12 protein-coding genes are annotated in these 14248 nt (G+C 61.4%); 7 read left to right on the top strand and 5 right to left on the bottom strand.

Features of this window, described 5'->3' with window-relative positions; translation table 11 throughout:
• Positions 1–3: 3 nt before the first annotated feature.
• Entirely contained in the window at positions 4–1677 is a 1674-nt protein-coding gene (locus NE357_RS20000; RefSeq protein ID WP_007955707.1) for a DEAD/DEAH box helicase, read from the top strand.
• An 89-nt stretch (positions 1678–1766) separates the two neighbouring features.
• On the opposite strand, the gene NE357_RS19995 is transcribed toward NE357_RS20000, so the two are convergent.
• Positions 1767–2534, bottom strand: a complete 768-nt coding sequence (locus NE357_RS19995; RefSeq protein ID WP_169431316.1) for a DODA-type extradiol aromatic ring-opening family dioxygenase — start codon at positions 2532–2534, stop codon at positions 1767–1769.
• 103 nt (positions 2535–2637) lie between these two features.
• On the opposite strand from NE357_RS19995, the gene NE357_RS19990 reads away from it, so the two are divergent.
• Complete coding sequence (locus NE357_RS19990; RefSeq protein WP_169431315.1) at positions 2638–3294, top strand: thiopurine S-methyltransferase; 657 nt, start codon at positions 2638–2640, stop codon at positions 3292–3294.
• 54 nt (positions 3295–3348) lie between these two features.
• On the opposite strand, the gene htpX is transcribed toward NE357_RS19990, so the two are convergent.
• Both htpX and NE357_RS19980 read right to left on the bottom strand, forming a co-directional pair.
• On the bottom strand, positions 3349–4236 hold the full coding sequence (gene htpX / locus NE357_RS19985) for a protease HtpX (RefSeq protein WP_169431314.1): 888 nt from the start codon (positions 4234–4236) through the stop codon (positions 3349–3351).
• A 304-nt stretch (positions 4237–4540) separates the two neighbouring features.
• Positions 4541–5752 (bottom strand): pyridoxal phosphate-dependent aminotransferase, encoded by a 1212-nt coding sequence (locus NE357_RS19980; RefSeq protein ID WP_169431313.1) that lies wholly within the window; start codon positions 5750–5752, stop codon positions 4541–4543.
• A 225-nt stretch (positions 5753–5977) separates the two neighbouring features.
• Here NE357_RS19980 and msrB point away from each other — a divergent pair, with 225 nt between their 5' ends.
• The 3 genes from msrB (at position 5978) to NE357_RS19965 (ending at position 7418) form a co-directional block, all read left to right on the top strand.
• Positions 5978–6373 (top strand): peptide-methionine (R)-S-oxide reductase MsrB, encoded by a 396-nt coding sequence (gene msrB, locus NE357_RS19975; RefSeq protein ID WP_085730678.1) that lies wholly within the window; start codon positions 5978–5980, stop codon positions 6371–6373.
• 101 nt (positions 6374–6474) lie between these two features.
• Positions 6475–6960: a glutathione peroxidase gene (locus NE357_RS19970; RefSeq protein ID WP_085730592.1), complete on the top strand. Its 486-nt coding sequence runs from the start codon at positions 6475–6477 to the stop codon at positions 6958–6960.
• A complete protein-coding gene (locus tag NE357_RS19965; protein WP_169431312.1) occupies positions 6957–7418 on the top strand; it encodes a MarR family winged helix-turn-helix transcriptional regulator in 462 nt (153 codons plus the stop codon). The genes NE357_RS19970 and NE357_RS19965 overlap by 4 nt, the downstream gene beginning before the upstream one ends.
• Here the strand turns inward: NE357_RS19965 and NE357_RS19960 are convergent.
• On the bottom strand, positions 7402–9723 hold the full coding sequence (locus NE357_RS19960) for a hybrid sensor histidine kinase/response regulator (RefSeq protein ID WP_169431311.1): 2322 nt from the start codon (positions 9721–9723) through the stop codon (positions 7402–7404). The two genes, NE357_RS19965 and NE357_RS19960, sit on opposite strands and share 17 nt — an antisense overlap.
• 166 nt (positions 9724–9889) lie before the next feature.
• Here NE357_RS19960 and NE357_RS19955 point away from each other — a divergent pair, with 166 nt between their 5' ends.
• Together NE357_RS19955 and NE357_RS19950 are read left to right on the top strand one after the other, a co-directional pair.
• Positions 9890–10780, top strand: coding sequence for an ATP-binding protein (locus tag NE357_RS19955; protein WP_085710747.1), 891 nt, complete (start codon positions 9890–9892; stop codon positions 10778–10780).
• The gene (locus tag NE357_RS19950; RefSeq protein ID WP_169431310.1) at positions 10777–11259 is read left to right on the top strand and encodes a GAF domain-containing protein; all 483 of its coding nucleotides are present in this window, start codon (positions 10777–10779) and stop codon (positions 11257–11259) included. The genes NE357_RS19955 and NE357_RS19950 overlap by 4 nt, the downstream gene beginning before the upstream one ends.
• On the opposite strand, the gene NE357_RS19945 is transcribed toward NE357_RS19950, so the two are convergent.
• A complete protein-coding gene (locus NE357_RS19945; protein ID WP_169431309.1) occupies positions 11260–14205 on the bottom strand; it encodes an HD domain-containing phosphohydrolase in 2946 nt (981 codons plus the stop codon). It abuts the gene before it with no gap.
• Positions 14206–14248: the final 43 nt, after the last annotated feature.

Genomic DNA, 14248 nt, shown 5'->3' with positions numbered 1-14248 from the left:
CCCATGACCCAGGAAATCGGCGGCTTCGCCGCTCTTGAACTTCATCCCAATATTGTCGCTGCAGTAGTCGCTACCGGCTATGAAGAGCCTTCGGCCATTCAGCAGCAGTCGATCCCGATCATCCTCGCCGGTCACGATATGATTGGTCAGGCGCAAACCGGTACCGGTAAAACCGCTGCCTTTGCCCTGCCTATCCTGCACCGCATTGATCCGTCCAAGCGCGAGCCGCAAGCTCTGATCCTGGCCCCAACTCGTGAGTTGGCGCTACAAGTTGCAACCGCTTTCGAAACCTACGCCAAGCAAATGCCGGGCGTAACTGTTGTGGCTGTCTACGGCGGCGCGCCGATGGGCCCACAATTGAAAGCAATCCGTAATGGCGCACAGATCGTTGTCGCCACTCCGGGCCGTCTGTGCGACCACCTGCGTCGCGACGAAAAAGTACTGCAGACCGTGAACCACCTGGTTCTCGACGAAGCAGACGAAATGCTCAAACTGGGCTTCATGGACGACCTCGAAGTCATCTTCAAGGCCATGCCGGAAACCCGTCAGACCGTATTGTTCTCGGCGACCCTGCCGCAATCGATCCGTGCCATCGCCGAGCGTCACCTGCGCGATCCAAAGCACGTGAAGATCCAGAGCAAGACCCAGACTGTTACCGCGATCGAACAGGCTCACCTGTTGGTTCACGCTGACCAGAAGACCTCTGCCGTTCTCAGCTTGCTGGAAGTGGAAGACTTCGACGCTCTGATCATGTTCGTGCGCACCAAGCAAGCGACCCTGGATCTGGCCAGCGCCCTCGACGCCAAAGGCTACAAAGCCGCAGCGTTGAACGGCGACATCGCCCAGAACCAGCGTGAGCGCGTGATCGACTCGCTCAAGGATGGCCGTCTGGACATCGTTGTGGCGACCGACGTAGCCGCCCGTGGTCTGGACGTACCGCGCATCACCCACGTATTCAACGTGGACATGCCGTACGATCCGGAATCCTACGTGCACCGTATCGGCCGTACCGGCCGTGCCGGTCGCGAAGGCCGCGCGCTGCTGCTGGTGACTCCGCGTGAGCGCCGCATGCTGCAGGTTATCGAGCGTGTAACCGGTCAGAAAGTTGCCGAAGTGCGTCTGCCGGACGCCCAGGCCGTTCTCGATGCCCGCATCAAGAAACTGACCAACAGCCTGTCGCCGCTGGTGGCTGACGCCGAATCGACTCACGGTGATCTGCTGGATCGCCTGACCGCCGACATCGGTTGCACCCCGCGTGCCCTGGCTGCCGCTCTGCTGCGCAAGGCCACCAATGGTCAGGCGCTGAATCTGGCAGCGATCGAGAAGGAACGCCCACTGGTGCCGAACAGCGCGCCACGTGGCGACCGTCCTGAGCGTTCCGGTGATCGTCCGGACCGTGGTGATCGCGAGCGTCGTGCACCGATGCCGCTGGGCGAAGGCCGTGCCCGTTGCCGTACCGCGCTGGGCGCGCGTGACGGTATCGCGGCGAAAAACCTGCTGGGCGCCATCCTCAACGAAGGTGGTCTGGCGCGTGAAGCCATCGGTCGCATCCAGGTGCGTGACAGCTTCAGCCTCGTCGAGCTGCCGGAAGATGGTCTGGACAAACTCCTGACCAAACTGAAGGACACTCGCGTTGCCGGCAAGCAGTTGAAGCTGCGTCGCTACCGCGAAGATTGATCCGCCTCTGGGCTGATTGATCGAACAAAAAAATCCCCGACTGGTTCGGGGATTTTTTTTGCCTGCGATTCGAGCCGGGACCGAGCTCGTCAGCCGAAGCGGTAGATGTCCATGCCCAGCGCGCCCATGGTGAACCCTTGGTGCGCAATGCCGAAATCACCACCAGCGCCACGAACGAAGTAGAGCGGTAACAGGTGCTCGTCACTCGGATGGGCGCGCACGGCGCTCGGCGCTTGCTGGCGGTAGTCGTGCAGGGCGGCTTCATCGTTGGCGGCGAGCTTGTCGACCATCCAGTCGCGGAAATCCCGTGCCCACGGCTCTACGCTTTCCGGGCCGGCATGCCAGTCCAGTTCACGCAGGTTGTGGGTGATGCTGCCGGAGCCGATCAGGAGAATGCCTTGTTCGCGCAGGCCTGCCAGCGCCTGGCCGACACGTGTCTGCAGTGCCGGGCCGCCACGGCTGGGCAGGGAGACCTGAACCACCGGGATATCGGCTTGCGGATACATCAGCGACAGTGGCACCCATACGCCATGGTCGAAGGGCCGTTGCGGATCGAGGCGCGCGGGCAGGTTGTTGGCGGTCAGCCGTTCAGCGACCGCTTGGGCCAGTTGCGGATTACCCGGTGCCGGATACTGCACTTCGAACAGCGCGCGGGGGAAACCGCCGAAATCATGCCAGGTTTCCGGTTGCGGATGGCTGCTGACCAGCAGCTCATGGCTTTCCCAGTGGGCGGAAACGATGACGATGGCTTTCGGGCGTGGCAGTTCGGCGGCCAGACGCGCCAGGGCCGGGCCGCTGGCGCCGGGCTCCAGCGCCAACATGGGCGAGCCGTGGGAGATAAACAGGCTGGGAAACATGGAAGGGTTCCTGAGCGTTAAGATGGTTCATCTTCAGTCAGTTCATTGATCTAATTCCAATATAAGTTTTAATGCTTTTTGATCGAATTCTTAGGGGGGAAGCATGCAGCCGGAGTTTTGGCACAAGAAGTGGGAGTCGAACCAGATCGGCTTTCATCAGCCCGAAGTGAACCCTTATTTGCAGCGACATTGGTCCGGTCTGGCAATCCCGCCTCAGTCGCGGGTGCTGGTGCCGTTGTGCGGGAAAAGCCTGGATCTGTTGTGGCTGGCCGGTCAGGGGCATCGGGTTCTCGGTGTCGAGTTGTCCGAGAAGGCTGTCGAGGATTTCTTCCGCGAGCAGCAACTACAGCCGCAAATCAGCGAAGAGGGTGGCTTCAAGGTTTATCGGGCCGGGGCGATCGAGTTGTGGTGTGGGGACTTCTTTGCCTTGTCCGCGAGCGATGTGGCTGATTGCACGGCGCTGTATGACCGGGCCGCGCTGATTGCCTTGCCGGCGCCGATGCGCGAGCGCTATGCCGCGCATTTGCTGAGCATCCTGCCGACGGGCTTGCGTGGTTTGCTGATCACGCTGGATTACGATCAGGCTCAGATGCCTGGGCCACCGTTTGCGGTGACAGATGGCGAGGTGCAGCAGCTGTTCGGTGGCGACTGGGCGGTGGAGGCGCTGGAGGGACAGGATGTGTTGAGCGAAAGCGGGAAGTTCCTGCAGGCGGGAGTGACAAGGCTGGAGGAGCGGGTGTACCGGCTGGCCGCTCAGTAACAGGCACAAAAAAGGCCCGCATCACTGCGGGCCTTTTGTTTGTAGCCGGGCTGATCAGCCGCGACGACGCAGGGCGTCGATACGCTCCTCCAGCGGCGGGTGGCTCATGAACATGCGGGCGAACCCCTGTTTGATGCCACCATTGATGCCGAAGGCGTTCAGGGTGTCAGGCATGTGCACCGGCAGGCCCTGTTCGGCACGCAGGCGTTGCAGAGCGCCGATCATCGCGCTGGTGCCGGCCAAGCGGGCACCGGCTTCGTCGGCACGGAATTCCCGTTTGCGCGAGAACCACATCACGATCGCGCTGGCCAGGATACCCAGAACCAGTTCGGCGAAAATGGTCGCGATGTAGTACGCGATACCCTGGCCTTCCTCGTTCTTGAAGATCACCTTGTCAACGAAGTTGCCGATGATCCGCGCAAAGAACATCACGAAGGTGTTCACCACGCCCTGGATCAGCGCCAGGGTGACCATGTCGCCATTGGCGACGTGGCCGATTTCGTGGGCCAGCACCGCTTTCACTTCATCGGGCGAGAAACGCTCCAGCAAACCCTGGCTGACGGCAACCAGTGCGTCGTTCTTGTTCCAGCCGGTGGCGAAGGCGTTTGCTTCGTAGGCCGGGAAGATCCCGACTTCGGGCATCTTGATCCCGGCTTCCCGGGACAGTTGCTCGACGGTTTGCAGCAGCCATTGTTCGTGGCGGGTGCGCGGCTGGGTGATGATCTGGGTGCTGGTGCTCATCTTCGCCATCCACTTGGAGATGAATAGCGAGAAAAGCGAACCGGCGAAACCAAAGACTGCACAGAAAACCAGCAGCTGACTGAGGTTGAGGTCAACCCCGTTGGCCGCCATGAACCCGTTGAAGCCGAAGAGGCTCAGGGTGATGCTGGCTATCAGCACGACCGCCAGGTTAGTGGCCAAAAACAGCAGGATGCGCATCATGGTTGTAGAAATCTCCTCAAGCTAAAGATGTAGCGTACTGCGGGGTATATAAGGTGCGGCACCGGGCGATTCAACCGGGTGACTATTTCAAACTGTGTCCTACATCGGGTTCTGCAGTGTGCGGGACATTTCCCACCCCCTGAGCCGACATGGACGACAGCCATGCGCGGCCCACGGCCATTGCGTCGAGCTCGCGTGATCGATACGAATCGAAAGTGTAGAAGGCGTACGGAAGGGGGCAGGGCAGAAGTGTTGCTGAATCAGACAGTGCGCAACGAAAGGCTCGTTACGCACCGATGTCCGGTTACTGGCGGTAGGACTTGAGGAAGTTGCCGATGCGCCCGATGGCCATGTCCAGGTCATCAACACGGGGCAGGGTCACGACACGGAAGTGATCCGGCCACGGCCAGTTGAACGCCGTACCCTGCACCACCAGCAGCTTCTCGGAGAGCAGCAGGTCGAGCACGAATTTCTCGTCGTTGTGGATCGGACAGACTTTCGGGTCGATCTTCGGGAATGCATACAGGGCGCCCATCGGCTTCACGCAGCTCACGCCGGGAATGTCGTTGAGCAACTCCCAGGTGCGGTTGCGCTGTTCCAGCAGGCGGCCTTGCGGCAGCACCAGGTCGTTGATGCTCTGGTAGCCGCCGAGTGCGGTCTGGATCGCGTGCTGGCTCGGCACGTTGGCGCACAGGCGCATGTTGGCCAGCATGTCGATGCCTTCGATGTAGCTATGGGCGTTGTGTTTCGGTCCGGAGATGGCGATCCAGCCGGAACGGAAACCCGCCACGCGATACGACTTCGACAGACCGTTGAAGGTCAGGCACAGCAGATCGGGTGCCAGGGACGCGGTGCAGATGTGTACGGCATCGTCGTAAAGGATCTTGTCGTAGATCTCGTCGGAGAACACCACCAGGTTGTGCTGACGGGCCAGTTCCAGCATGCCCAGCAACACTTCCTTCGAATACACCGCGCCGGTCGGGTTGTTCGGGTTGATGATCACCATGGCCTTGGTGTTCGGGGTGATCTTGGCCTTCATGTCGGCCAGGTCCGGGAACCAGTCGGCGCCTTCGTCACACAGGTAATGCACCGCGTTACCGCCGGCCAGGCTCACGGCAGCGGTCCACAGCGGATAGTCCGGCGCCGGCACCAGCACTTCATCGCCGTTGTTGAGCAGCGCCTGCAACGACATCACGATCAGCTCGGACACGCCGTTGCCCAGGTAGATGTCTTCGATGCCGACACCTTCGACCTGCTTCTGCTGGTAGTACTGCATCACGGCCTTGCGCGCGCTGAACAGGCCTTTGGAGTCGCTGTAGCCCTGGGCGGTCGGCAGGTTGCGGATCACATCCTGGAGAATTTCGTCCGGCGCTTCGAAACCAAAGGGCGCCGGGTTGCCGATGTTCAGCTTGAGGATGCGATGGCCTTCCTCCTCCAGGCGTTTGGCGTGCTTGAGCACCGGGCCGCGAATGTCGTAGCAGACGTTGGCGAGCTTGTTCGATTTGCTGAACTGCATGGCGATGTGATCCCGAAAATGAACGATCCAGGCGGCGAATGGACAACCGTGCTGGGAATCCTGCGTCTTCACACAGGCAGGCGTCTTGAGCGGCGGTTTCCAACAATCCGTTTGAATGCGCAGGATCCCGCTGCCAGACTGGCGTGTGACGAGGCGCAATCATACGTGCCGCCCGATCCGTGGAAAAGGTACAGATCGGGCTTTTTCAGCCGCTGAGGTGTGATGATGGAAAAGATAGAAAAGACCCTGGAAGAATGGCGCGCGATGCTCGACCCGGAGCAATACAACGTGTGTCGTCTCAGTGCCACCGAGCGACCGTTCTCGGGCAAATACAACGCCACCAAGACCGACGGTGTCTATCACTGCGTGTGCTGCAATGAGCCGCTGTTCGATTCCAAGACCAAATTCGACTCCGGTTGCGGCTGGCCGAGCTTCTACGCACCGATCGGCGAGAGCGCGATGACCGAAATTCGTGACACCAGCCACGGCATGATCCGCACCGAAGTCAAGTGCGCCCGATGCGATGCGCACCTGGGCCACGTATTCCCCGACGGCCCGCCGCCGACCGGGCTGCGTTACTGCATCAACTCGGTGTGCCTGGATCTGGTGCCGCGCGAGTAACCGATGCGGGCGATCCACGGATCGCCTGTCGGATAATTGAATTGCACACAATTCAATTGCTCGCTATTTTTGCAGCTTCTCAACTTTCCAGAGTGCGCACCATGAGCGATAACCTGCTGACCATCCCGTGCACCACCATCAAGGGCGAGCAAAAGACCCTGGCCGATTTCGCCGGCAAGGCTGTGCTGGTGGTCAACACCGCCAGCAAGTGCGGTTTTACCCCACAGTACAAGGGCCTTGAGGAGCTGTGGCAGACCTACAAGGATCAGGGCCTGGTGGTACTGGGCTTCCCGTGCAATCAGTTTGGCAAGCAGGAACCGGGCAACGAGGGGGCGATCAGCGAGTTCTGCGAGTTGAATTACGGCGTCAGCTTCCCGCTGTTCAAGAAGATCGAAGTCAACGGTAACGGTGCGCATCCGCTGTTCGTGCAACTGAAAAAACGCGCGCCGGGCGTGCTGGGCTCCCAGGGCATCAAGTGGAACTTCACCAAATTCCTGATCGGCAAGGACGGCCAGTTGGTCAAGCGCTTCGCCCCGGCCACCAAGCCGCAGGACTTGAGCCGCGAGATCGAAGCCCTGCTCAAATGAATGAACTGTCCACCGATGCCCTGAAGCTCGACAGTCAGCTGTGCTTCAAGTTGTATGCCGCCTCCCGAGCGGTGATCCGTGCCTACAAGCCGATGCTCGACCAGCTCGGCCTGACCTACCCGCAATACCTGGCGATGCTGGTGCTGTGGGAGTGGCAGGAAGCGGCACCGGAGCAACCGACCGTCAAGGCGCTGGGCGAGCGCCTGGCGCTGGATTCCGGGACACTGACGCCGCTGCTCAAGCGTCTGGAGCAGTTGCAACTGGTGCAGCGACAGCGTTCGGCGCGGGACGAGCGTGAGGTTCACTTGAGCCTCACGCCTGAGGGCCAGGCGCTGCGCGAGCAGGTCGGGCCGCTGAAGGACCGGTTGCTGTGCGACAGCGGTGTGGACCTGGATCGACTCAACGAACTGCGCACCGGGCTTGACCATCTGTTAGGGCAAATCAAAGCGCTGTCGTAGTCGGTATCCACTGATCCAGCAGCGCTGCCAGTTCCTCGCGGCGAAACGGCTTGGCCAGGTAGTCGCTCATGCCTGCCGCCCGGCAGCGTTCACGCTCTTCGGACATGGCGTTGGCGGTCAGCGCCACGATCGGCAAGTGGGGCCAGCGGCCGCTCTGGCGGATCTGCCGGCTTGCTTCGTAGCCGTCCATCACCGGCATGTTGCAGTCCATCAGCACCAGGTCGAATTCGTGGTGTTCCAGTTGATCCAGCGCTTCTGCACCATGGGCCGCGACGATGACCTCGCAGCCGAGTTTGCCGAGCATGCCCTTGGCCACCAGTTGGTTGACCGGGTTGTCCTCCACCAGCAGCACCCGCCCGCGGCGTTGTGACGGCGTACTTTCGAACCGCGCACGATCGATGGTGATGATGTCCGGTTGCAGGGTTCTGCGCAGATTCTGGTACAGCGCGTTGCGTGCCAGTGGGCGGGCCTGCTGTTGCAGTGGAGCGAGGGCGGCAGCTTCTTCGCCGGGCATGAAGCTGCCGTAGGCTGTTACCAGCAGGATCGGCGCCGTCATGGTCGGCCGCAGACCGAACAGGCATTCGGGGCAGTCGGTGATGATGATGTCCGGCTTCAGGCCAATCAGCGAGTCGTCCATCGTGCGCTGTTCGTACGTCAGGCCCCAGACCGGCAGCAGGCTGCGAAGCAGTTCCGAGAGGCCGCTGGCCGCTGTGGAGATGGCAAGAACGTTGCCATGCAGCGGTGCCGGAATGACGGCGCGGGTATGACAGGGCAGCGGCAGTTCGGCACAGAACTGGCTGCCGAAACCGACTTCGGAGCTGATCGTCAGGCGTCCCTCCATGGCTTCGCACAGGTTGTAGGTCAGTGCCAGGCCCAGACCGGTGCCGCCGTACTGGCGGGTGATACCGGCCCCGGCCTGGGTGAAGGGCTGGAATATCTTCACCTGGGCTTCCTGGGCGATGCCGATACCGGTATCGCATACCTCGATGCGCACGCCGTCCTTCCAGGTCGACAGACGCACATCCACCCGGCCGAAGCGGGTGAATTTCAGTGCGTTGGACAGCAGGTTGCTGACGATTTGCCTGACCCGGGTCGGGTCGCCGAGTACCAGCGCCGGAAAGTGCGGATCGATCAGACACGTCAGCTCGACGCTGGGCGCGGCGTTCTGCGACAGCAGGTTGGCCGTGTCTTCGATCAGCGAGCCCAGATCGAACGGGATGTGTTCGAGCTCCAGTTGCCCGGCATCGAATTTCGATAGATCAAGAATATCGTTGAGCAACTCCACCAGCACCTTGCCCGAGTCGTGGGCGATGGACAGTTGCTGCTGCTGTTCGCCGGTCAGCGGACCGTCGAGGGACAGCGCGATCATCCCCAGCAGCCCATTGAGCGGGGTGCGGATCTCGTGGCTCATGTTGGCCAGGAACGCCGAGCGCGCTTCGGCCATGTCCAGCGCCGTGCTGCGGGCCACTTCCAGTTCCTCGTTGGACTGACTGAGGCGGGCATTGATGGCCTTCAGTTCGGCGGTGCGGGCCGACACGATGTCTTCGAGTTGAGCGAGGTAGTCGGTGAGGCGGTTTTCCGCGGTGCGCCGTTGCTGGATTTCCGTGGCGATGTTCTCGAACTGCTGGTTGGCGACCTTCACCAGCACGCCGATCTCGTCGTTGGCGTGGCCACCCGGACATTCCAGCGTGGTCGGTTCGGCACTGCGCGGATCGCGCCCGCTGAGTTCGCGGATCACCCGCACCAGCGGCTTGGTCAGCATCACATAGAACAATGCCAGCAGGATGCCGGTCAGGATCAGGCTGCGGGCGAAACCGTTGAGCAGCGTGACTTCGGCCCGGCGCAGGAAGCGGCTGCCGAAGGCGTAGGTATCCACTTCCAGACTCAGGGTGCCGAGAGACTCATTGGGCAAGTGGTCGAGATAGAGCCGGTCTTCGAACTCGCGTTTGGCGCCGAACAGGAAGTCGCTGATGACCCGGTAACCGCTTTGCAGCTCCGGCCGCTTGACGCTGGCCAGCACCGTCTGGTTGTTGTCGGTCAGTTGCGCGGAAATGATCGCCGGTGAACGCAACAGGCCCAATGTGAGTTCCTGGGCGAGCTCGGCGTCAATGTTGTAGGCGATGCGTGACGCCGGGTTGTGGCTGATTTCCAGCAGAGAAAGGATTTCACGGTTGATGGAGGCGTCTTCACTGGCATAATCGATGCCAATTTGCAGCAGACTGAGCAGCGTGCCCAGAATGAACCCGACCAGCACGGTAAGCCTGGCTTGCTTGTAAGACAGCCGGTGGGTGAATTTGATATCCATGGGGTGTTGAACCACTTACGTTTCCCTTCGCTGCTCAAGCATAGTCGATCATGCATGGATACCGGAGTTCCCGCATCGCCTTGTAACAAGGGCCGGGACGGGTGTCGAACGCTATCGGTTGTCGCTGTATCGCCATCATCACTGTGAACCAGCCCGAGGAGAAGACGTGGATTCCCGATTGAATGCTTTTCTTGAGCGCGCCGAGTCGGTTCTGGCGCGGATCGAACCGCTGCTGCCGGCACCACGCCCGGTCATCGACTGGGGCACTTGCCTGGCCGCCCGCTGGCAACGCGATGGACGCAGCGGCTACCTGCTGCCACTGGAAGTCAGTCTCGACATGCGCCTGTCGGACCTGATCGGTGTCGATCGGCAACTGGAACAGCTGGGGCGCAATACCCAGCAGTTCCTCGACGGCATGCCGGCCAACCATGCGCTGCTCTGGGGTTCGCGCGGTACCGGCAAATCCTCGCTGGTGCGGGCATTGCTGGCTGAGCACGCCAAGGCAGGCCTGCGTCTGATCGAGATCGAGCGCGATCACCTGGCCGACCTGCCACGTGTGGTGGAGCAGATCGCCAAACTGCCGCAACGTTTCGTGCTGTTTTGCGATGACCTGTCGTTCGAGTCCGGTGAGGGTGATTACCGGGTACTGAAAAGCGTGCTGGATGGCTCGCTGGAGCAGGCACCGGACAACGTGTTGCTGTACGCCACTTCCAACCGTCGCCACCTGGTGCCGGAAAAGGAAAGCGACAACGAAAACTGGAAACGCGTCGACGGCGAGCTGCATCCAAGCGAAGCGGTGGAAGACAAGATCGCCCTGTCGGATCGCTTTGGCCTGTGGCTGTCGTTCTATCCGTTCACCCAGGAACATTTCCTCAATGTCGTCGAACACTGGATCGGCCAGTTGGCCGCCAAGGCCGGGCTGACCTGGCAGCGCGACGAACAACTGGACATTCTCGCCGTGCGCTGGGCAACCGGCCGTGGCAACCGCAACGGACGTTGCGCGTACCAATTCGCCCGCTACTGGGTGGGACTCAAATTGCTGGAGCACAAGGCATGATTGATTTGCAACAAAGCGGCCAGGGCCTCGAAGGCTATGGCATGTTGGCCGCGCAACTGGAGTCGCTGCTGGCGGACGAGCGCGATTTCATCGCCAACGCCGCACAGTTTTCGGCGTTCCTGTTCAACCAGCTCGATGATCTGAACTGGGCCGGTTTCTACCTCAATCGTAATGAAGAGCTGGTGCTCGGCCCGTTTCAGGGCCAGATTGCCTGCGTACGCATACCGTTCGGTCGCGGCGTGTGTGGCGCTGCAGCGGCCAGCCTGCAGACCCAACGGGTCGAGGATGTTCACGCGTTTCCCGGTCACATCGCCTGTGACAGCGCATCGAACAGCGAGCTGGTGGTGCCGCTGGTCAAGGAAGGTCGCCTGATCGGTGTGCTCGACCTCGACAGCCCGAAGCTTTCGCGTTTCGGTGCAGACGATCAGGCCGGTATCGAACGGCTGGCGGCGATTTTCCTGCGCCTGACCGACTGCTGATCACGCCGCAAGCCCCGCCTTGTGCAACACGCCAGCGGGGTCGACCGCATCGATCTGTTGCGGGTCGAGGAAACGGCTGGCGTACTGCAGGTACAGGCCCTCGCGGATGAACAGGCCGAACAGCTCGGCATCGATGTGCGCCTCGCGGCACATGGTGGCCATGATTCCCAGCGCTTCGCTGAGAGTCTTGGCCTTTTTGTAGGGGCGGTCGGCGGCGGTCAGTGCTTCGAAAATATCGGCGATCGCCATCATCCGTGCCGGCAGGCTCATTTCTTCGCGCTTCAAACGTTTCGGGTAACCGGTGCCGTCCATTTTCTCATGGTGGCCGCCGGCAATTTCCGCCACGTTGTTCAGATGCCCGGGGAAGGGCAGATGGCTGAGCATCAGGATCGTCTGCACTATGTGGTGATTGATGATGTAACGCTCCTCGCGGGTCAGGGTGCCACGGGGGATGCTCAGGTTGTACAGTTCGCCGCGATTGTATTTGTAGCGCGGGACGTCGAGTTTGAATCCCCACCGATTGTCTTCCGGAATCAGCTCGCTGTCGGCGCGTTCGAGCAAGTGCTCGGGCTTGTCCGCCAATAACCTTTCGCTGACCGGCAGCGTCGGCGTCGACGTGCGTGCCTGGCGTCGGTTTTCCTCCCATGAAACGCCCAGGCGATCATCCAGCGTGCGTGTCCAGGTGCGTTGTGCAATACCTTCAAGACGCTGCAGGTCGGCATCGGCCATGGTCTCACTGCCCAGGTTGCAGCGGGCGACAAAACTGAAATCGTCATCCAGAGCCGTCAATGTCGCGTCGCGCAGGCGGGCCAATTGTCCTTCGTCACCCCCCGACGCCAGCGCTTGCCAGTAGCTGATCCACGCATCGCGTTTGAGCACTTCGAAGCGGGTGCGGATTTCATGGATGCGATCGTTCAGGGTTTCCAGTTTGGTGGCTTTGTCGACGACGTATTCCGGGGTCGTGACTTTGCCGCAGTCGTGCAGCCACGCGGCGATATGCAGGGCTTCCCATTCATCTTCGGTGGGCTGGTAGTCGCTGAAGGCCGGGGCCTCGCTGGCCGCCGCGGCATGGGCGAGCATCAGCGTCAGTTCCGGTACGCGCTGACAGTGGCCGCCGGTGTAAGGGCTCTTGGCATCGATGGCGCCGGCCAGCAGTTGAATGAACGCATCGAGCAGCTGTTTTTGCCGGGCTTGCAGGCGCTGGCTCTCGATGCACACCGCTGCGGCACCGGACACCGCCTGCAGAAAAGCGATGCGGTCGGGCCGCAGCTTTTCCAGGTCGAGGGTGGTGCCGCTGTCGTTGAGCAGCAACAGCAGCAGGCCGACCGTCTCGTTGTGTCGGTTGTGCAGGCGCAGACCGATCAGATGGACCCGTGGCGTGGCCATGGCCAGCAGGACCTTTTGCAGGTCGGCGGCCTGTTCGAAGCCCAGGCTGCTCACGGCGTTGTCGGCACGCCCCAGTTGCTCGAACCACTCGGGGCTTTGCGTGGCATCAAGGTTGTAGCCTTGAACATCGAACTCGGCCAGTGTCCGGGAACTGCCATCGATCACCAGACCGTAAGGCTCCATGCGATTGCCATCGTTTTCGCGCAGATAAATCAGGCCTGCCTGGGCCTGGGCAATCTGTACCGTTTCGAACAGAACCCTTTGCAGCAAAGGGGCGAAGCGGGTTTCGGCGGTCAGGCTGTCGGTGATGCGAAAGAAGCTGGCCAGGGTGTCTTTCATGCGTGCCATCGACAGGCTCAACTGATCGATCTCCAGCACCAGCGAGCGCCGGGTCACCGGGAAGTTGAAATCGAAACTGCGGATTGCGTCGGCCTCCCTGACCAGTGCATGCAGAGGTTTGACCAGAATCCGCGAGATCAGCCAGCCCAGTGGCAGGCACAGCAACAACGTGGCCAGGGTGATCAGTGCGCCTTGCCAGCGCATGCGATAGGCATCGACCAGTAACTCATCCTCCGGGACCAACAAGGCCAACTGCAGGCCTGTCGGTCCGCCTTCCTGCAAGTGGCTGCGGGCGACGATCCAGCGTCGCCCGTCGGCTTTCAGTCGATTGCTCTGGTGTTCACTGGACAACAGGGCATGCAGGCTCGGGCTCAGGTCGGCCGCCCGGGCCAGGCGGGCGGTCCGGTCGTCGACGATCAGCCGGCTGCTGTCGGGATACGCCACGGCGTTGCCATCGGCATCGAAGAGGACAATTTCGGTCGCCGGCGTCACCACATGCTTGGTCAGGGTCGCCGACAGCGCGTCGAGGGTCAGGTCGGCAGCAATCACCGCGTGTTCGCCGCTGCGTCGGGCGAGAGTAGTGCCGACATTGCGGGTGGAAAAAAATACGTAGGGCTCGGTGGTGACTTGCTCGTCCTGCTGCTGCGCGAGTGTGTACCAGGCCCGGCCGCGCGGGTCGTAGGCGTCGTCCTGATTGTCGGTGCGACCGAGCGCGGTCAACGCCCGGTCGAAGAACAGCGATTGCGAGCGGGCCTTGCCGCTGGCGTCATGCTCGATGCTCCAGACCTGATACGCCGCTGCATCCGGCGCCTTGAGCAAGGCTTTCAGTGAGGCGGTGCGCAATGGCCGCACCATGAAGAAGTCACCGTTGTCGTAACCCAGATACAGCGAAGCCAGGTCCGGATTGTCCGCCAGTGACTGGCTGAACGGCTTGAGCAAGGTCAGGCGTTGTTCGAGGGTGGTTGCCCGGGATCCCGGAGTGTCTGCAAGCAGACTCAACAAGTGCCGGATCGGTGCATAGGTCGATTGCAGATCGACGCGTACATCCTGTTCGATGCGTTCGAAGAGCTTTTCGCCGCTCGACAGAATGATCTGCGTGGTCTGCCGGTAGTTGAACAATCCCAGCACCACGCCGGTGAGCAACAGCAGAAAGGTGAACATGACGCTGATGTGCACGTGCAATGGGAACCGGCGTTGTTCCGGGCGCAGTGGGCTGGGCATTGCGGACTCTCCGTGTTGATAAACACACTGCTCAGCGTTCAAG

Source organism: Pseudomonas sp. G7(2022) (assembly GCF_052660475.1).
Note: the sequence above shows the minus strand (reverse complement) of the source record. Positions and strands in the feature narration are given on the sequence as shown.

What these genes read in the sequence shown, in the direction of transcription:
- NE357_RS20000 (WP_007955707.1), top strand. Translation starts at nt 4, where the DNA reads ATGACCCAGGAAATCGGCGGCTTCGCCGCTCTTGAACTTCATCCCAAT.
- NE357_RS19995 (WP_169431316.1), bottom strand. Translation starts at nt 2,534, where the DNA reads ATGTTTCCCAGCCTGTTTATCTCCCACGGCTCGCCCATGTTGGCGCTG.
- NE357_RS19990 (WP_169431315.1), top strand. Translation starts at nt 2,638, where the DNA reads ATGCAGCCGGAGTTTTGGCACAAGAAGTGGGAGTCGAACCAGATCGGC.
- htpX (WP_169431314.1), bottom strand. Translation starts at nt 4,236, where the DNA reads ATGATGCGCATCCTGCTGTTTTTGGCCACTAACCTGGCGGTCGTGCTG.
- NE357_RS19980 (WP_169431313.1), bottom strand. Translation starts at nt 5,752, where the DNA reads ATGCAGTTCAGCAAATCGAACAAGCTCGCCAACGTCTGCTACGACATT.
- msrB (WP_085730678.1), top strand. Translation starts at nt 5,978, where the DNA reads ATGGAAAAGATAGAAAAGACCCTGGAAGAATGGCGCGCGATGCTCGAC.
- NE357_RS19970 (WP_085730592.1), top strand. Translation starts at nt 6,475, where the DNA reads ATGAGCGATAACCTGCTGACCATCCCGTGCACCACCATCAAGGGCGAG.
- NE357_RS19965 (WP_169431312.1), top strand. Translation starts at nt 6,957, where the DNA reads ATGAATGAACTGTCCACCGATGCCCTGAAGCTCGACAGTCAGCTGTGC.
- NE357_RS19960 (WP_169431311.1), bottom strand. Translation starts at nt 9,723, where the DNA reads ATGGATATCAAATTCACCCACCGGCTGTCTTACAAGCAAGCCAGGCTT.
- NE357_RS19950 (WP_169431310.1), top strand. Translation starts at nt 10,777, where the DNA reads ATGATTGATTTGCAACAAAGCGGCCAGGGCCTCGAAGGCTATGGCATG.
- NE357_RS19945 (WP_169431309.1), bottom strand. Translation starts at nt 14,205, where the DNA reads ATGCCCAGCCCACTGCGCCCGGAACAACGCCGGTTCCCATTGCACGTG.